Here is an 18,624-nt window from a genome sequence, read left to right as displayed (position 1 = left end):
CCGCCGCCACCTCCGCCAGCCGCGATGGCGGTCTGCGGCGGGAACAGAATGATCGGCGCTGTCAGAAATGCCGCAAGCATCATCGGTGACTTGATCATGGACACCTCCCGATTTGACAAGGACAGTCATTGGCCTGAAGCACTAACTCCCGATCGCGGGAGACATTCCGCGCGTTCTGAGAAATTGTTTGCCGAAGCGGCAATCGCACTGTCTCTTCGGGACGTCGCGCTCTCACGTGCACGCTGGCTGAGTGTTTTGTTGGCGCCGTCGGACAACGGAGTCGAAACTAACATCGGTGTTAGAATCGCACTCAGATGCTCAATGGCCATCTGGACCCGCGGCAAGGAGAACGATCGATGATGAACACAAACCTCGCCGAGATCTACCGGAACTACATTGCCTGTTTGAATCGCCGAGACTGGCCGCAACTCGGTCGGTTCGTTGACGAGGATGTGTGCCACAACGGCCGGCGGCTCGGATTATCCGGCTATCGCGAGATGCTGGAAGGGGACTTTCGCGACATCCCGGACCTTCGCTTCAACATCGAACTGCTGGTATCGGATACCAACCGCGTCGCGAGCCGGCTGGCGTTCGATTGTTCGCCGAAGGGCGCGTTCCTCGGTCTCGGCGTTAACGGCAAGCGCGTCTCCTTCGCCGAGAACGTGTTCTACGAATTCCGCGACGGGAGGATCGTGCAGGTCTGGTCGGTGATCGACAAGGCTGCGATCGAGGCCCAGCTGTAGCGGCGGAGCCCGGATGCGCGTGACGCCGCTACTTCTGCTCCGGATGCCAGGCGCCGTCCCAATCCGCCGCCGGCGGGTTCTGCTGAAAGGCTGAGACGCGCGCCTTCATGGCGATCGACGGGCCGTCGCCGGGCGCCGCCGCCAGCGCGGCGGTGAAGGCCTGCTCGGCGTCATCCCAGCGGCGATCGCGATAGGCGGCGAGACCATCCGCGTAACGCTGCCGCAACTCGGTCTGCGCCGGCGTCAGTTCGTCCTTCTTGCCGAGGATTTCGAACACCGCGACCGGCTGGGTCTGCCCCATCACGACGAGACGATCGATCTCGCGAAGCTCGATCGTCGCCGCGCAAGCGGCCGCGGTGGCTTCCGAGATCAGGCTGCGGCTGCCGTAGAACTTGTTGGCGCCTTCCAGCCGCGAGGCGAGGTTCACGGTGTCGCCGAGCACGGTGTAGCTCATCATGAACTCGGAGCCGATGCTGCCGACCAGGGCCTCGCCGGTGGCGATCCCGATCCGGATGTCGCAATCGGCCGGGATCACGCGCACGCCGAGCAGTTCGGGCAGATCCTTGCGCAGCTGGTTGACCTGGCCGATCATGTCGATGGCGGCAACCGCGGCCAGATGGGTCTGCTCGGCTTCCTCGACGAAGGGCGCGCCCCAATAGGCCATGATGGCGTCGCCGATATATTTGTCGATGATGCCGCGATGCGCATGGACCGGCGCCGACATCGTCGACAGATAGAGGTTCATGATCTTGACGAGGCCGCTCGGCGTCACGCCCTCGCTCAGGCTGGTGAAGCCCTTCATGTCGCAGAACATCACCGTCATGACGCGGCGCTGTCCTTCGGTCGCGGCGATCGCCGGCTGTTCGAGCAGGCCCTCGGCGATCCGCGGATTGATGTAGCGGCCAAACGTCTCGCGGATGCGCTGGTTGTGGCGCAGCGTCTCGATCATGCGGTTGAAGGCGGCCGACAGCTGGCCGATCTCGTCCTGGGTCGTGATGGTGATGGCGCCGTCGAGACGCCCGGCCTCGACCTCGCGGGTGCTTTCGAGCAGGCGCATCACCGGACGCGTGATGCCGCTGCCGACCAGCATCGCGAACACGAAGCCGAGGATCGCGGCAATCGCGGTCACGACGCCGGAGATGATGATCGCCCGCTGCTGGGCACTCATCACCTTCGCAGCGGCCGAAGCGACCTGCGCCAGCATGTCGGAACGGATACTCTCGATCCTGGTGTTGAAATCGTCGCGCAGGGCGTCGGCGCGGAGCGTGGTCGCCTTCGCCGACGCAAAGTCCTTGGCGTCGATCTGCTCGAGCAGCGTCTTGTTCTCTGTGTTCAGACGCATCAGGAGGTCGTTGACGGCATTGTCGATGCGGTCATCGAGGCGTCCGAGCGCGGCGTTGTCGGATGGCGTCGAGGGATCGGCGATGATCGCATCGATCAGCGTGCGCGCCGCGTCGGCCTCGTGCTTGATCAGGGGCTCGATCTCGTTGAAGGCCTTGCGCGCGCTTTCGTAGCCGGAATCTTCGCCCGGCGCCTGCATCTTCGCCATCATCATCCGGCGCATGGCGAGCGACCGCTCCAGCGCGCGGATGTTGACGCGGGCGAGGTGGCCATAGGCGGGGATGTAGCGGTTGGTGAGCTCGTCGAGGAGATGGCCGACCTGGCCCGCCATCACCATCGACAGCAGTGAGGTGATCACCGCGAGGATGATGAGTCCCGCGGCAATGCCGACGATCTTCTGCCTGATCGAGTTCCGAAACATGCCCAGCCCGGCCGCAGCTGCAATGAGCGGGTCCACCCCGCCGTGGCGGCCAGACAGCTAATAGAGTTCCGCGGGGCGCGGTGCAAGCGACCGGCCCTTGCCATCCCGTCCCAAGGCGGGGGCCGGCGGCTAGCGCAGGCCTTCGTAGACCATCAGGCCGCGCGCGATGGCGAGCTTGCGCAGGGTCCGCGGCACGAACCGCTCCTGGGGATGCAGGTAACGCCACGAGGTCAGCACCAGGTCGTGCAGCCGGCTGACGTCGTCCTCGAACGGGGCGAGCAGGCCGGTGAGGCTCGCGGGCATATGGACGCGGGCGGTGAAGGGGAGCAGCAGCAATTCGAGATGCGCCTTGGCGCCGGCCTCGGTCGTGGCGGTGATGCCGGCGATGGCCGGCAGGGTCTCTTCGACGACGCAGGTGATGATGTCTTCGATCTCGCCGCGGCTCTCGTCGGTGAACAGGGCGGAAAAGCTCCGGTTCTTGAGATCGCAGCCGAGCAGGGCGGAGGTGCGGGTGCCGGCGACGCGGAACGGAAAGCGGGTCTCGCCGTCATAGGACAGCACGAAGATGTCGGACAGGAGATCGCGGACCGCGGACGGCTCGAACTCACTCCTCTCAGGTGCACGTGCGTTGCCGCGCTTCGCATTCCAATACGCGAAGAACGCGCGGCTCGAGCTGTGTTTCATCTAAACCTTGCCCGGCGCCTGTCTCAGCGGGACACATCTGTCCCGGTTTTGCTCAGGCGCCTTCCCTTCTCTGTTGTGCAGGGAAGGCTGTGCAGCGTCCATGCCGTGGCCGCGCTTTGGGCGGCTTATCGGCAGCTTTGTGTTGTTAACGTAAATTTAACTATGTCCTTGGCCCCCGCGGAACCTGTGGGTAGGGTCCGCGCGTTCCCGTTCGCGCCGGCTGCCCCAAGCGCCGGCGCCGTTGGTACACAGGTGGCGTCAAACAGTTTGGTCACCGTGCGGGGAGGGGTGGGGACGTTCTCCCGATCCCTCTGGGGCACGAGAAGACCAGCCGATCAGGGAGGGCGTTCTCAGCGCCCTCCCTTTTCTTTTGTCCCGTCTTTTGTCCCGATTCCGCGCTGCGCGACACCCGGTGTCCGATTTTGGGATTGTGCACTTGCACAGGGGTGCGAAAGCCGCCTATCTCTGATCCACCGCCGCATCGAGGTCGCCGACACCTTGGACTCCCATCCCGAATCCCCGCTCGCGCCGCCGCCGGAGGCGCCGCGCGAGCCGATCCTGACCTTGCCGCCGGCGCTCACCGCCTACATCCTCCTGATCGCGGCGATCCATCTGCGGGTGCTGCTGCCGCCGGAGCTGGAGAACTGGACCATCGACGTCTTCGGCTTCATCCCGAAGCGCTACGATTCGACGCTGCTCGACATCACATTTCCGGGCGGCGAGGGCGCCAAGGTCTGGACCTTCGTCACCTATTCGCTGCTGCACGCCAACCTCACCCATATCGGCTTCAACGTGCTATGGCTGCTGCCGTTCGGCAGCGCGCTGGCGCGGCGCTTCGGCGCGCTGCGTTTCTTTGTCTTCATGGCGGTGACGGCGGCCGCCGGCGCGCTCGCGCATCTGTTGACCCATGAGCACGCGATTGCGCCGATGATCGGAGCGTCGGCTTCGGTGTCGGGGACGATGGCGGCGGCGATCCGCTTCGCCTTCGTGAAGGGCAGCTTCCTGTCGTTCAGCCGTGGCGATGCCGAGGCGGCGGCCAAGGTGCCTGCGCTGTCGCTGTGGCGGGCGCTGCGCAACGGCCGGGTGCTTGCTTTCCTGGCGATCTGGTTCGGCGTCAACATCCTGTTCGGCGCCACCTCGCTGTCGCTCGGCGGCGAGGGCGCGAGCGTCGCCTGGCAGGCGCATATCGGCGGTTTCCTCGCCGGACTGCTGCTGTTCTCGTTGTTCGATCCGGTGCCGCGCACGCGGGACGATGCTGCAGATGCGTCGTCGGTGGATCAGTCGGGGCGCGTCTGATCGCCGCTTGCGGCCTGGATCGAATTCCTCCATCATCTTTGCGAAGCAGAAACAAAGCGGGCCGACAAATCGAGCCCTGCTACTCACCGCGCCCCGGAACCGAAATCGGCGCGGAACTGTTGATTGAAGACTCTGGCGAACAGGCTCGACCCCGCCCAAGGCGTGGCACGAGCGGATTCTAGGGAGGCCGACAATGACGGTACGTTCCATTCTCGATGCAAAAGGCCATCAGGTCATGAGCGTCGCGCCCGGCGCGAAGCTGTCGGCCGCGGTCAAGCTGCTCGGCGAGCGCAAGATCGGCGCGGTGCTGGTGATGGAGCAGAGCCGCATGGAGGGCATCCTGTCGGAGCGCGACATCGTGCGCGTGCTCTCTGAGCGCGGCGCAGGCGCGCTGGACGAACCGGTCAGCGCTGTCATGACCAGGAAAGTCGTGAGCTGCCGCGAGTCCGATACGGTCAGCGGCATCATGGAGATGATGACCACGGGAAAATTCCGCCATCTTCCTGTCGTCGAGGACGGCAAGGTGGTCGGGCTGATCTCGATCGGCGACATCGTCAAGCGGCGCGTGGAGGAATATGAGCGCGAGCAGGAGGCGCTTCGCGACTACATCAAGACCGCCTGAGTGCTACTTGCCGGTGCTGCCCGCACCGCTCGACGGCGGCACCAGGATGTCGATCGCTTCCTCGATTGCGCTGATGGAGCGTTCGGCGGCGCGTATCCCGTGCGCGATCAGGTCGTCGGCGCGGTGGAAGTCGAACCAGCCGATCTGACCGACCCGCGGCGAGATCAGCATGTCCGGCGGATCGCCGGCAAGGCGTGCGCGGGTGATGCGGTCCTGCATGATGTTGAAGGCGTCGACCATGACGCTCGAGATGCCGGGCCGGCTGGCGCTGCCGAAAAACTCCCGCTTCACGGTACGCTCGGCGGAGAAGAAGCGGCCAAACCGGCGCTTCGGCGGCTCCGGCTCGAGCTCGGCCTCGGCGGTCACCGCGACCGTCACCTCGGGCGCGGCCGACGGGCCGTGATTGTAGATCGTGGTCGAGTGCGCGAATACGTCGCTGGAGAGGTTCGCCGCAATGACGATCTCGGCGCCGAGCGCGCGCGCGGCCGAGACCGGCACCGGATTGACCAGCGCGCCGTCGACCAGCCAGCGGTCGCCGATCAGGACCGGCGCGAAGATGCCGGGCAGGGCGTAGGAGGCGCGCATGGCGTCGACCACGCGGCCCTGGGTCAGCCAGATCTCGTGCCCGGTGCGCACTTCGGTGGCGACGCTGGCGAACTTGACCGTGAGATCTTCGATCATGACCTGGCCGAGCGCCGCCTCGATCTCGGCGGCCAGCTTGGCGCCGCGGATCAGGCCGGAGCCGTTGAGGCGGATGTCGAGATAGCCGAGCACGCTGCGCGGCTGCAGGCCGCGCGCCCACTGCTCCAGCGTCTCGATATGGCCGGCCGCATAGGCACCGCCGACCACGGAGCCGATCGAGGTGCCGACCACCACATTGGGGACGATGCCGTGGGCCAGCAGGGTCTTGATGATGCCGATATGGGCAAAACCGCGCGCGGCGCCGCCGCCGAGCGCAAGCCCGATGACCGGCCGGCGAACCGTACCCAGTCCTACCTTGTCGGGGCCGTCGGAGCTCTTGTGGCCTCGGCCCATCCAGCTGTCCAACACGACAAATCTCCTGCCAGCGCGAGACTAGGCCGCGCAGCATGGCTGCGCCAGCGTCGTCCGTCTTCATGGTTATTCCCACAGGCATGATTCATGCCCGGGTGGTCCGCGGTAGGCAGGGAATGTGACTGGACCGCGACGATGGGGCTAACATCGGCTTGATCGCGCGGTTCCAAATGGCGGACGCCGCCCGCCCGGACTGTGACAAAGCCTTGGACGCCGCCTGGATCCCCTTGGACGAAGGCTTGAATTTGCCGCGTTTTCGTTGAAAAGCATGGTGATGACTTCGAGGGGCAACGGCATCGGCGGATGCGGGCGGGGCATGCGGCTCCTACCGCTGTTGACGCTTGCGGCATTTTTGCTGGCCCTGATCCCCGGTTCCGTATCTGCGCAGTTCTTCAGCGACCGGCCGCCGCCGATTCCGCCCGCCTCGGTCCCGGAGGTGCCGTCCGGTCCGGCGCTCAACCTGGCGCCGCCATCGGGCGGCGGTTCAGGGCCCGTTCTGCCCGGCCCGCTCAACCAGCCGACCATCGTCCAGCCCTCGATTGCGACCGTGCCGCCGGTCGTAGCGGCGCCGCCGGCCGGGTCGCCGGCCGCGGGGCAGGCGGTGCTGTCGCTGACGGCGCGGTACGGCAAGGACCTGCCGGTCATCAATGCCGGGCTGGTGTGGCGGGTGTTCGCCGACAAGCCTGACGACAACGGCACCTACAAGCTGGTCCGCGAAGAGCGCGGCGCGACGCCCAACGTGGTGCTGCCGCCCGGCAACTATGTCGTCCATGTCGCGCTCGGCCTCGTCAGCGCGGTGCGCGCCGTCAGCCTGAAGTCGGAGACCGACCGCGAGTCCTTCGTGCTGCCGGCCGGGGGCCTGCGGATCGAGGGCCGGGTCGGCAGCAGCAAGATCCCCGCCAACCAGATCTCGTTCGCGATCTACAAGGGCAGCCAGTTCGACGGTTCGGACCGTGGACCAATGGTGCCAAACGTAGCCGCCGGCGACGTCGCACTGCTGCCCGAGGGCACCTACTACATCGTCTCCAACTATGGCGACGCCAACTCGGTGGTGCGCTCCGACATTCGCGTCGGGGCGGGCAAGCTGACCGACGTCACCGTCACCCATCGCGCCGCCGTCATCACCCTCAAGCTGGTCAGCGAGCGGGGCGGCGAGGCGCTTGCCAACACCGCCTGGTCGGTGATCACGCCGGGCGGCGACGTGATCAAGGAATCGATCGGCGCGTTCCCGCGCGTCGTGCTCTCCGAAGGCGAGTATCGCGCGATCGCCAAGAACGAGGGCAAGGTGTTCGAGCGTCCCTTCAACGTCGTCAACGGCGTCGATGGCGAAGTCGAGGTCGTGGCGCGTTGACGTCCGACCGGCCTGCATTTCATGCAGCTGTCATAGTCTTTAATGTGAACTAACCATCGCGCGAATTTGAGCCGTCATAATCGCTCGCGGCGATGCCGGGCCTGCCTATTTTTACATGACGTTAAGCCGCGGCATGACTTGGATGCCGTGGGGACTAGTGTTTGCGTGGGGCGTGCCATGGTCATGGCCAACAAGAAATCAGCAAAGACATCGGCCAAACTCAATTCCGAGATGTTCGCCGACGTACCGGTTCTGCAACGCAAGTGGCAGGCCGCGGTCCGTCCCGGCGAAAAACTGCCGCACTATGAAGACGTGATGCTCGGCAGTCTCGGCCGGCTCGCGGATCATATCGTGCTGCTGCGGAGCGTCGATGGCATGCTCAGCGTCTCGCACGCCGGCCGCTATGTCCAGACATGGTTGAACGACGAGCGCTGGGACATACCGCTCAGCGCGCTGCCGCCGGACTGTGCCACCGCGTTGACCGAAGCTGCCGCGAACGCGCGCGAGAACTGCCGGCCCTATCTGGCGTCAGCGCATTGCGTCCGCGACGGGTTGGTGCGGACCTTCGACGTGCTGGCGCTGCCGACGCGGTCGCGCTGGGGCGGTATCCTGGTCGGCGTCTACGTCAACGAGCGCAATGCGCAGTACAATCTGCTCGATACGATTTTCTCGGCCGCCGACGAGGGCGTGCTGTCGCTCGCAGCGATCCGCGATGCGCGCGGCGAGCCGGCCGACTTCCAGATCGTGCATCTCAACCAGGGCGCCGCAAGGCTGCTGATGCAGCCTGCGACCGAATTGCTGTGGCGCCGGCTCAACGCCGGCGGCAATCCGCTTGCGGCGCCGGCGGTGATGAACCGTCTGCGTGGATTCGTCGGCGGCGGCCCGGGCGGGCAGTTCGAGATCGACAGCGGCGATCGCTGCCTGCGGCTCGGCGTCACGGCGTTCGGCGACATGCTGTCGCTGGCCGTCTCCGACGTCACCGCGCTGAAGCAGCGCGAGCTGTCGTTCCGCCTGCTGTTCGAGAACAACCCGATGCCGATGTGGGTGTTCGACGCCGGCACGATGGATTTCCTCAGCGTCAACGACGCCGCCGTTCAGCACTATGGCTACAGCCGGGAAAAGTTTCTCGGCATGACGCTGCGCCAGATCTGGCCGGTGGACGAGTGGAGCGTGCACAGCGCCGCCTTGCGCGGGATCGGCGACGTCTATCAATCGAGCCGCGACTGGCGGCACATCAGGGCCGACGGCAGCGAGATCCATGTGCTGACCTTCGGGCGCAAGGTGGCGTTCGAGGGCCGCGACGGCTATCTGGTCGCGGTGGTCGACATCACCGAGCGGCGCGCCGCCGAAGCGCGGATCGCGCATATGGCGCACCATGACGGGCTCACCAATTTGCCGAACCGCGATTTCTACCAGGAGCGCCTGCGCGAGGCGCTGGAGCGCGGCCGGAGCGGCAACAAGCGCGTCGCGGTGATGTGCATCGACCTTGACCTGTTCAAGAACGTCAACGACTCCTTCGGGCATCCGATGGGCGACCGGCTGCTCAAGCTGGTGGCGGAGCGGCTGCGCGAGGTGGTCCGCGACGACAACGTGGCGGCCCGCCTCGGCGGCGACGAGTTCGCGATCGTGCTTGCGGCCGACGTTTCGCCGAACGAGGCGAGCGCTTTCGCCGAACGGCTGATCGATGCGCTGAGCGCGCCCTACAACATCGACGGGCTCGAGGTCGTGGTCGGCGCCAGCGTCGGCATCGCGCTGTCACCGGGTGACGGCACGACGTCGGAAGAGCTGATGCGCAATGCCGACATGGCGCTGTACCGCGCCAAGTCCGAGGGCGGCGGCGTGCATCACTTCTTCGAACCGGAGATGGATCAGCAGGCGCAGAAGCGCCGCGACATGGAGCGCGATCTGCGCGCGGCGTTCAGCAACGGCGAGTTCGAGCTGTACTACCAGCCGCTGGTCGATATCACGGCCGACCGCATCTCTGGCTTCGAGTCGCTGCTGCGCTGGCGGCACCCGCAAAAAGGCATGGTCTCGCCCGCGGAGTTCATCCCGGTCGCCGAAGACATCGGCCTGATCGTCGCGCTCGGCGAATGGGTGCTGCGCGAAGCCTGCTCCGAGGCGATCAAGTGGCCCGCCGACGTCAAGGTGGCCGTCAATCTGTCGCCGGTGCAGTTCCGCAGCCGCAATCTGGTCCAGGCCGTGATCTCGGCGCTGGCGCATTCCGGCCTGCCGGCGCGGCGGCTCGAGCTCGAGATCACCGAGTCGGTATTTCTGGCGGAGACCGAGGCCAACCTCGCGATCCTGCATCAGCTGCGCGAACTGGGCGTCAGCATCTCAATGGACGATTTCGGCACCGGCTATTCCTCGCTGAGCTATCTGCGCAGCTTCCCGTTCGACAAGATCAAGATCGACCGCTCCTTCGTGAAGGATCTGGCGCGGCGCTCCGATTGCCTCGCGATCGTGCGCGCGATCTCGGGGCTCGGCCGCAGCCTCAGGATCACCACGACGGCGGAAGGGGTCGAGACGACAGACCAGCTCGACTGGCTGCGCGCCGAAGGCTGCAACGAGGTGCAGGGATTTCTGTTCAGCGCGGCAAGGCCGGCCGGCGAGATCGCGGCGCTGCTGAGCAGTTTTGCGGAGCGTGCGTCGAAGGCGGCTTAGTCGTCATGCCCGACAATGGGCGAGGGCTTTTGGAGCCCGGGTGAGCGAAGCGACACCCGGGACGAGTGTCCCGCATATCGCTCCGCTCATGCGGGCTACAAGGCTATAACCCTAGAACCGCGTCACGATGTCCGACAGGGCCGGGCGCGGGCGGTCCTCGCTCGGCTTGGTCGGGGTGCCGATGTGAATGAGCCCGGCGAGCTTCTCGTCCGGCTTGAGGCCGAGGCCGTCGAGCACGTCGCGGTCGAAGACGAACCAGCCGGTCAGCCAGCAGGCGCCGTAGCCGAGCGCGGTCGCCGCGGTGACGATGTTCATCGCGCTGGCGCCCGCCGACAATTCCTGCTCCCACGGCGGCACCTTCGGGTGCGGCTTGGTGAAGGAGACCACGCCGATCACCAGCGGCGCGTCGGTCAGGCGCTTCTTCTCGACCTCGATGTCGGCGGCCGGTGCGCCGGGATTCTTGCGGGCGAAGACCTTTGCGATCACGTCGCCGGCCCGCGCGCGGGCGTCGCCCTCGAACACGATGAAGCGCCAGGGCGCCAGCTTGCCGTGGTCGGGCACGCGCGCGCCGATCGTCAAAATGGTCTCGAGCTCGGCCGCGGACGGGCCCGGGCCGGTCATCTCGCGCGGTTTCATCGAGCGGCGCGTCTTCAGGAGTTCAATGGCATCAGGCACGGAAATGTCCTTCAAGGGGAGTCGTGCCCCCAAGATGGGGACACGACCAGGCCAATGAAAGCCAGTTTAGACCGATTGTGAAGATCAGGCGACGGATCGCGCCCGCTTTACGTCGGGCGGCGTCGCCTCATCCACCAGCGCGGCGATCGCCTCATCGGTCGGCATCACGGTCTGCCGCTCGCTGCCGAGGCGGCGGACCGAGACCGAGTGGGTCTCGGCTTCCTTCTTGCCGACGACGAGCAGGGCCGGGATCTTGGCCAGCGAGTGCTCGCGGACCTTGTAGTTGATCTTCTCGTTGCGCAGGTCGATCTCGACCCGGAGCCCGGCGCGGCGCGCAGCGGCCGCCACCACCTTGGCGTACTCGTCGCCTTCGGAGGTGATGGTCGTGACCACGAGCTGGGTCGGCGCCAGCCAGAGCGGGAAGTTGCCGGCATAGTGCTCGATCAGGATGCCAATGAAGCGCTCCATCGAACCGCAGATCGCGCGGTGCACCATGACGGGTGCCTTCTTCGAGCCGTCGTGATCGATATAGAACGCGCCGAACCGCTCCGGCAGGTTGAAGTCGACCTGGGTCGTGCCGCACTGCCAGTCGCGGCCGATGGCGTCGCGCAGCACATACTCGAACTTCGGTCCGTAGAACGCGCCTTCGCCCGGATTGATCTCGGTCCGGATCCGGTTGCTGCCCTTGGCCTTGATCTCCGACAGCACCGTCGCCATCACGCGCTCGGCGTGATCCCACATCTCGTCGGTGCCGACCCGCTTCTCCGGCCGCGTCGAGAGCTTGACAGTGAGCTCGCCGTCGAAGCCGAAATCGGCGTAGGTCGACAGGATCAGGTCGTTGATCTTGAGGCACTCGTCGGCGAGCTGCTGCTCGGTGCAGAACACATGGGCGTCGTCCTGGGTGAAGCCGCGCACCCGCATCAGGCCGTGCATCGCGCCCGACGGCTCGTAGCGGTGCACGACGCCGAACTCGGCGAGCCGCAGCGGCAGGTCGCGGTAGCTCTTCAGCCCGTGCTTGAAGATCTGCACATGACCCGGGCAGTTCATCGGCTTCAGCGCGAACCAGCGCTTGTCCTCGGCCTCGTCGCCGGCGGACTGCGCCGCGAACATGTTCTCGCGGTACCAGTCCCAATGGCCCGAGGTCTCCCACAGCGCCTTGTCGAGGATCTGCGGAGCGTTGACCTCGTTGTAGTCGCCGAGCAGCCGGCGCCGCATATAGGCGATCAGCTGCTGGAATATGGTCCAGCCCTTGGGGTGCCAGAACACCACGCCCGGGCCTTCCTCCTGGAAGTGGAACAGGTCGAGCTCGCGGCCGAGCTTGCGGTGGTCGCGCTTCTCGGCTTCCTCGATCTGCTTGAGATAGGCGTCGAGGTCTTCCTGCTTGGCGAATGCCGTGCCGTAGATGCGGGTCAGCATCGGATTGTTGGAGTCGCCGCGCCAATACGCGCCCGCCACCTTCATCAGCTTGAAGGCGTTGCCGATCTTGCCGGTCGAGGTCATGTGCGGGCCGCGGCACAGATCGAACCAGTCGCCCTGGAAGTAGATCTTGATCGGCTCATTGCCGGGAATGGCGTCGACCAGCTCGACCTTGAAGGCCTCGCCCTTGTCGCGGAATACCTGCTTGGTCTTCTCGCGATCCCAGACTTCCTTGGTGAACGGCTTGTCGCGCGCGACGATCTCGCGCATCCGCTTCTCGATCGCGGCAAAATCTTCAGGGGTGAAAGGCTCGTTGCGGAAGAAGTCGTAATAGAAGCCGTTCTCGATCACCGGGCCGATCGTGACCTGGGTGCCCGGCCACAGCGACTGTACGGCCTCCGCCAGCACATGCGCGGCATCGTGCCGGATCAGTTCCAGCGCGCGCGGATCTTCGCGGCCGATCAGCTCGATTTTGGCGTCGGCCTCGATCGGATCATTGAGGTCGGCAAGCGTGCCGTCGAGCGCCATCGCGACGGTGCGCTTGGCGAGCGAGGGCGAAATGCCTTTGGCGATGTCGAGACCGGTGGTCCCTTTCGGGAAATCGCGCCTCGCTCCGTCAGGGAAGGTGAGGACGATCTTGTTCACGGGTTCTGCGGGTTTGAGGTTAGAGAGGCTGTACTGGAATCCGGATTCGGATTTGGGCGGCGTATCGGCCATGGTGTCTCCTGTAGCTCACTCCTGCGAACGAGCGCAGGTAAGCGGAAAGCAGCGGTATAGCAGGGGATTTGACGCCTGCAATCCGGCAATATCAAGAAAATGGGCCTCCGGCCGCACCGAATCGAGGGAGGCTTGCCTGCACCTGACGCGTTGCGACGCTGCCGATCATCGTCTAACGTCCGGCGTCCATTTTTCCGCCATCGCGCGATCCGCAAGGTTCATGTTTTCCCGTCTCCTGTTTTTCGTGGCGTTGCTTCTGATCCCGGGCGTGTTGCGGGCGGAAGAAACACCGGTCCAGAAGGCCGGATTTGCGAAAAAGCTGACGATCTATCTCGCCCATGGGCCAGCGAACGCCTGCGGCGCCGGCTGCGATCGCTGGATCGCGATCGAAGGCGAGATCGATCGGGAAGCCGCGCAGCGGATTCGCACCTTCCTCTTTCCGATCAAGGACCGGCAGCTTCCGATCTACCTCCATTCGCCGGGCGGAAACGTCGAGCAGTCCTATGGGATCGCGCGGTTCCTGCGCGCGCACAAGGCAATCGCCCGGGTCGGCCGTACCATCGTGCCGGCCTGTTCCACAGGCACGCAGATCGACGCCGCCTGCCTGAAGATCAAGGCTGCCAAAGGCGAGGTCGAGGCCGAGCTCACGACGCGCAACGCGATGTGCGTGTCGGCCTGCGCCTATCTGTTCCTGGGCGCGACCAGCCGCGAAGTGGCGCCCGACTCGGTGCTCGCGGTGCATAACTCCAAGCTGATGTTCGTGGTCCATGGGCATCCGCCTGCGCAGGTCGTCGCGGACTTCAGGCGGCGCGAGATGGTGAACGCCGACCGCGATCGCAATGTATTCCTCGCGGCGATGGGCATCAGCCACGAGCTCAGCGACCTCATCAAGTCGGTGAAGTTCGAGGACCTGCACGTGCTGACGCGGCCGGAGCTCTATCGATTCGGCATCGATACGCGGCCGCTGCCGGAAACCCTGTGGGCGGTCGAGAAGGAGACACGGCCCTATGTTCGCAAGATCGTGCAGCAGAAAAGAGCCGACGGCAGCTCGTTCCGCATGATGGAGTGGCGGCTGTTCTGCGAGAGCAAGGATCGCGGGCGGCTGATGTTCGTGCGCGAGTTCGAGGAGGGGGCAGCCGGCAAGAGCACGGTGGCGATGATGGCCGGCGCGTCCAGGACCGTCGCATTCGGCCGATCGGCGCGGTTCGGCAAATACGAGGTCTGGAGCGAGGCGGTGACCTCGGACACCGTCAAGGCGATGCTTGCGGCCCCGCATCTGCAGATCGGCGAAAGCGCGCCGGCAACCGACGGCAAGTCTGATACCAAGCCCGACGGCAAGTCCGGCTTGACGACATTCGATATCGACACCACCGGGCTGGAGCAGGGGTGGACGCAGCTTCTGGCGTCATGCCCGGCGGCGGCCGCCGGCCCGAAGCCTGCGAGCCCGTTGCCGGCCGCGGTGTCGCCGAGTGTCAGCGCCGTGCCGGCGGCATCGCCGTCGCCATGAGCGCAACAGGCGCGTTCGATCAGGTGTCATGCATTTAGATGCAGTTGCATTGATTTTGGAGTCTGCTAACAACGCGGCGTGAAACGCTTCGCTCCCACCGCATTGATGCTCGGCAATATCGTCACCGGCTGCTCGGTGCTGGCGCCGGCCGGGATGCTGGCGGAACTGTCCGACGGACTCGGCGTCACGATCCACACCGCGGGTCTCCTGATCACCTTCGGCGCGATCGTGCTGTGCGTGGGCTCGCCGGTGACGGCGTGGTTGACCAGCCGGATCGAGCGGCGGGCGCTGCTGACGGCGACGCTGCTCGTGCTGACGCTGACCAATGCGGCCTCCGCCTTTGCGCCGAACTACGACAGCCTCCTGATCATTCGGCTGGTGATGCTCGCGGTCGGCGTGCTCTACACGCCGCAGGCGGCGGGCACCGCGGCACTGATCGTGCCGGTGGAGAAGCGCGGCAGCACGATTGCCTACATCTTCCTCGGCTGGTCGCTTGCCGCCGCGATCGGGCTGCCGCTGATCACCTTCATCGCAAGCCGCTACGGCTTTCGCGTGACCTATGGCGCGATCGCGCTGACAGGGCTTGTGAGCTCCCTGCTGCTGTGGTGGCGGTTACCAGGCGGATTGCACGGCGCGCCGGTTGACCTCAGAACCTGGGTCGATCTCGGCCGCAATCCGATGGTCATTCTGCTGCTGTCGATCACGACGCTGCAGATGTCCGGCCAGTTCGTGGTGTTCACCTTCATGGGGCCGCTGCTCGCCAAACTGACCGGCGCCAATGCGGACGCCGTCGGAATCGTGTTCGCGCTCTACGGCATCTTCGGGTTCGTCGGCATCGTGATCGCAACGCGCGTGGTGGACTCGTGGGGCGCCTGGAAAACCTCGGTCCTGTTCACCGTGCTGCTGCTCGCAGGCGTAGCCGGCTGGGCGCTGAGCGCCGGCGCCTACGCCTTGATGGCCGCCTCCGTCGCGGTGTGGGGCGTCGGCTTTGCATCGACCAATTCGATGCAGCAGGTGCGCCTGGTCGGTGCGGCGCCGGCGCTCGCTTCGGCGTCGGTCTCGCTCAATACCTCGGTGCTGTATATCGGCCAGGCCATCGGCTCCGCGATCGGTGGCTTGCTGTTCGCCCGCGAATGGCTGCACAGCGCGGGCTACGTCGCCACCGCCTTCGTCGCGGCGGCCCTCGCGGTCGTGGTCATCACGCGGCCGCGACGGACGGCCGCCACCGCCGCGGCCGAGTGAGACTCCCGTTCGACCCGTTCGATCCTCGATGCCACACATGCTTGCGGAGCCAGGCGGGGAGGTCGCCGCGCATCGGCCGCTCGCGGCGGTTGCAGCGCCGGCATGGCGTCTCGATCATCATGACGGCGTTTTGCTACCTTTGATTGACGGGCGCCGGGCGGCTATGCAAAACTGCCGTCGATAGATTTTGCTCGATCAGGGGATGCGATCGTGCACGGTGTTTTTATTGTCATATTGATTGTCTTTTTCATTGCTTTGGACGGTTCGGCTGATGCCGCAAAGGCCGCCGAAACCTTCAAGGACTGCTCGGTCTGTCCCACCATGGTCAACCTGCCCCGTGGCAGCTTCCTCATGGGCACCAAGCCGGAGCAGCCGGACGGCAAGGCGCCGAAGCGCGAAGGCGCGGGCACCGATCCGGCGAAGGGCGACGACGAGGACAACGAACCGCCTGGTGGCGGCGACGAGGGGCCTCAGCACAAGGTCGAGTTCAAGAAGCCGTTCGCGATCGGAAAATACACGGTGACGCGTGGCGAATTCGCGGCTTTCGTCAAGGAGACCGGTTATCGTCCCGAGGATTGCGTTACGTTCAGCAGCGAGGACGTGCCGAACATCGTGCTCCCGCGTGCCCTCAACTGGCGCAACCCGGGATTTGCGCAGACCGACCGCGATCCCGTGGTGTGCGTGTCCTACGACGATGCAAAAAAATACGCAGGGTGGTTGCGCAAGAAGACCGGAAAACCCTACCGCCTGCCGACCGAAGCCGAATGGGAATATGCCGCGCGGGCCGGCACGACGACCCCGCGCTATTGGGTCGGCGAGGACGCCGACGTGTGTCGCCACGCCAATGTCCTCGACCGCGCCGCGGCGCATACTTTCGGAACCGACAAGGACAACAAGGACGCGTTCATTCCGTGCCTGGACGGCCATGTCTATACGGCGCCGTCCGGCTCATACCCGCCGAACCCATTCGGGCTTTACGACATGCTGGGGAACGTCTGGCAATGGGTCGAGGATTGCTACATCGGGAGCTACAAGGATGCGCCTGCTGACGGCACTGCCGTGAAGCGCGACGGTGGCAGCGACAGCGATAGCAACAGCGACGGCGACAGCAACAGCAACAGCAACGAATGCTCGACACGCGTCTTGCGCGGCGGCTCGTGGGCATCCGCCATGAACCAGGCCAGGTCGGCCTACCGCCATGGCGACAGCTCGCAGAATATTTTCTACGGATTCAGGGTGGCCCGGCCGCTCTGACGTGTTTCCGGAGCGGACTGCAAGTCCTTGCGCTCCGTCGACGAGCCGATTGTACCGGCCTGGCAAGGCCGCGAGAGCGATGGACACCGATACGATGAAGCGCGCGGTCATTTCCAGGAACGGGGAATTGCTGCATTGTACCGGCCAGGGGAGGCTGGGATGCGCAAGCTGAAGATCTTCGTGAGCTACTCTCACGCCGATGCCAGGGCGCGCCCCGGCTTCAATGTCAGCCGCCTCGGCCGGATCATGGAGGAGCTGAAATACGACCTCGGTTGCCACTCCGACCGCTCGCGGTTCGAGGTCTTGCGCGATGTCGAGATGACCCATGTGTCGGACAATTTCCGGGTGGAAATCGACAGGGCCATCACCGCCTGTGACGTCGCGATCCTGTTCATCTCGGAGGAGTTCAGCCGCTCCGAGGAGTGCGAGGCCGAATTCGCTCGACTGATCGATCTGGGCAAGCCGCTGTTTCTGGTGGAAATCGAGCCGATCCTGCTCAGCGACGAGGAGGATCGCATCAGGAACCATCGAAAGGCGGTCAAGGACACCATCTTCGTCAGGTTCTGGGGCCCCGACAACAATCAGAAATCGGTCAAATACGGCTATCCGTTCCCGGACAATATCGCCACCAGGGACAAGTACGACGAAGCGCTCGGGCAAGTCGTGGCAGGGCTCAAGGCGCGCGTCCTGACTCTGCCGCAGGCTGGCAACGGCCAGGAAGTTCGACCCAACGACCGGCAGGATCAGAACCGCGTGGCAATCTTCGTCGCGTGTCCGGCAGCCGACGTCAAACCGGAGGCACAGCGGCTCGCGACCACGATGGAAGCGAAGAAATTCGTCGTCCGTGCATTTGATCCGGAGTTGGACGTTCGCAAAGACGATACGTTCTCCGGCGCGTTCTCGCGCGCGCTCGTCCGATGTGACGCTTACGTGCAGCTGCTCGGGGCCAGTCCGGGAAAACCCGTAGCCGGATCCGAGCTGCGGCTGGTCCGCGCCCAATACGACCTGGCGAGGCAGGCCGGCAAGCCCGCGTTCATCTGGCGGGCAGCCGGCTTCGATGTGGACGATCTGGAGGCCTCCTACGGCGCCTTTCTCAAGAGCATCACGGATTGCCAGATCGGCAACTTCGTCGAGTTCGAGGACTACCTGATGAAGAAGCTCGACGACGTTGCCGCGCTGCGGCGCTCCGACGAGCGACGGGCGGCAAAATCGCAGGGAAGGAACGCCGCGCTGCCGTTTGTCGTCATCGACGCGGCGCGGCCCGACAGCGAGCTCGCGCAGAAGATCGCGGACGCCCTGGCAAATCACGTCAATGTCGATCATCTCGACTACGATCTGACCGGACAGATGCTGGCGGACGCGGTCGTCGACAACAATGCCCTGATCTTCGCTTACGGCAAGAGCGTCGAGGGACAGAAGCGGACGCAGGCGCATTTCAGACTCATCCGGCGCCCGACCGGAGAACTCAATGTCAGCCAGCTCGAACTTGCGGTAGGAAACGGAGCGCCCCCCACGGCGCTGCCGTTCCCGCGCGGTCCGAACGTCCATGTGATCACCGTCACCGACGAGGTCGACACGGTCGAGATTTCGAACTTCCTGGCGAAGCTCGGCGTCGTCGTTGAAAAGCGCGAGGCGCAATAA

General features: G+C 65.3%; 14 protein-coding genes. 9 read left to right on the top strand and 5 right to left on the bottom strand.

What is annotated here, in order from left to right:
* The first annotated feature begins 356 nt into the window (after positions 1-356).
* Entirely contained in the window at positions 357-743 is a 387-nt protein-coding gene (locus tag AC1VNY_RS30865) for an ester cyclase (RefSeq protein WP_482407987.1), read from the top strand.
* Between the two features lie 28 nt (positions 744-771).
* Here AC1VNY_RS30865 and AC1VNY_RS30860 read toward each other — a convergent pair whose 3' ends face one another.
* Both AC1VNY_RS30860 and AC1VNY_RS30855 read right to left on the bottom strand, forming a co-directional pair.
* Entirely contained in the window at positions 772-2,505 is a 1,734-nt protein-coding gene (locus AC1VNY_RS30860; RefSeq protein ID WP_482407986.1) for an adenylate/guanylate cyclase domain-containing protein, read from the bottom strand.
* A gap of 129 nt (positions 2,506-2,634) precedes the next feature.
* Complete coding sequence (locus AC1VNY_RS30855; RefSeq protein WP_028342696.1) at positions 2,635-3,189, bottom strand: PAS domain-containing protein; 555 nt, start codon at positions 3,187-3,189, stop codon at positions 2,635-2,637.
* Positions 3,190-3,687: 498 nt separating this feature from the next.
* On the opposite strand from AC1VNY_RS30855, the gene AC1VNY_RS30850 reads away from it, so the two are divergent.
* Positions 3,688-4,485 carry a rhomboid family intramembrane serine protease gene (locus AC1VNY_RS30850; RefSeq protein ID WP_168856741.1) on the top strand — a complete coding sequence of 266 codons (798 nt, stop codon included), beginning with the start codon at positions 3,688-3,690 and terminating at the stop codon, positions 4,483-4,485.
* A 193-nt stretch (positions 4,486-4,678) separates the two neighbouring features.
* A complete protein-coding gene (locus AC1VNY_RS30845) occupies positions 4,679-5,107 on the top strand; it encodes a CBS domain-containing protein (protein WP_137479930.1) in 429 nt (142 codons plus the stop codon).
* Between the two features lie 3 nt (positions 5,108-5,110).
* Here the strand turns inward: AC1VNY_RS30845 and AC1VNY_RS30840 are convergent, their stop codons facing one another.
* Positions 5,111-6,157: a patatin-like phospholipase family protein gene (locus tag AC1VNY_RS30840; protein ID WP_482407985.1), complete on the bottom strand. Its 1,047-nt coding sequence runs from the start codon at positions 6,155-6,157 to the stop codon at positions 5,111-5,113.
* Between the two features lie 277 nt (positions 6,158-6,434).
* Between AC1VNY_RS30840 and AC1VNY_RS30835 the strand changes: the two genes are divergently transcribed.
* Both AC1VNY_RS30835 and AC1VNY_RS30830 read left to right on the top strand, forming a co-directional pair.
* Positions 6,435-7,511: a hypothetical protein gene (locus AC1VNY_RS30835; protein ID WP_028342693.1), complete on the top strand. Its 1,077-nt coding sequence runs from the start codon at positions 6,435-6,437 to the stop codon at positions 7,509-7,511.
* Positions 7,512-7,688: 177 nt separating this feature from the next.
* Complete coding sequence (locus AC1VNY_RS30830; RefSeq protein WP_482407984.1) at positions 7,689-10,172, top strand: putative bifunctional diguanylate cyclase/phosphodiesterase; 2,484 nt, start codon at positions 7,689-7,691, stop codon at positions 10,170-10,172.
* A gap of 111 nt (positions 10,173-10,283) precedes the next feature.
* On the opposite strand, the gene AC1VNY_RS30825 is transcribed toward AC1VNY_RS30830, so the two are convergent.
* Both AC1VNY_RS30825 and thrS read right to left on the bottom strand, forming a co-directional pair.
* Complete coding sequence (locus AC1VNY_RS30825) at positions 10,284-10,847, bottom strand: nitroreductase family protein (protein ID WP_482407983.1); 564 nt, start codon at positions 10,845-10,847, stop codon at positions 10,284-10,286.
* 84 nt (positions 10,848-10,931) lie between these two features.
* Positions 10,932-12,980, bottom strand: coding sequence for a threonine--tRNA ligase (gene thrS, locus AC1VNY_RS30820; protein WP_482407982.1), 2,049 nt, complete (start codon positions 12,978-12,980; stop codon positions 10,932-10,934).
* Between the two features lie 220 nt (positions 12,981-13,200).
* Between thrS and AC1VNY_RS30815 the strand changes: the two genes are divergently transcribed.
* The 4 genes from AC1VNY_RS30815 (at position 13,201) to AC1VNY_RS30800 (ending at position 18,624) form a co-directional block, all read left to right on the top strand.
* Positions 13,201-14,487: a COG3904 family protein gene (locus tag AC1VNY_RS30815; protein WP_482407981.1), complete on the top strand. Its 1,287-nt coding sequence runs from the start codon at positions 13,201-13,203 to the stop codon at positions 14,485-14,487.
* Between the two features lie 105 nt (positions 14,488-14,592).
* Positions 14,593-15,729: an MFS transporter gene (locus AC1VNY_RS30810; RefSeq protein ID WP_482407988.1), complete on the top strand. Its 1,137-nt coding sequence runs from the start codon at positions 14,593-14,595 to the stop codon at positions 15,727-15,729.
* 210 nt (positions 15,730-15,939) lie between these two features.
* Positions 15,940-16,983 carry a formylglycine-generating enzyme family protein gene (locus AC1VNY_RS30805; protein WP_482407980.1) on the top strand — a complete coding sequence of 348 codons (1,044 nt, stop codon included), beginning with the start codon at positions 15,940-15,942 and terminating at the stop codon, positions 16,981-16,983.
* A 159-nt stretch (positions 16,984-17,142) separates the two neighbouring features.
* Positions 17,143-18,624 (top strand): toll/interleukin-1 receptor domain-containing protein, encoded by a 1,482-nt coding sequence (locus AC1VNY_RS30800; RefSeq protein WP_482407979.1) that lies wholly within the window; start codon positions 17,143-17,145, stop codon positions 18,622-18,624.

The sequence above is a fragment of the Bradyrhizobium ferriligni genome, assembly GCF_056837965.1.
This window is presented reverse-complemented; position numbering and strand designations above follow the sequence as displayed.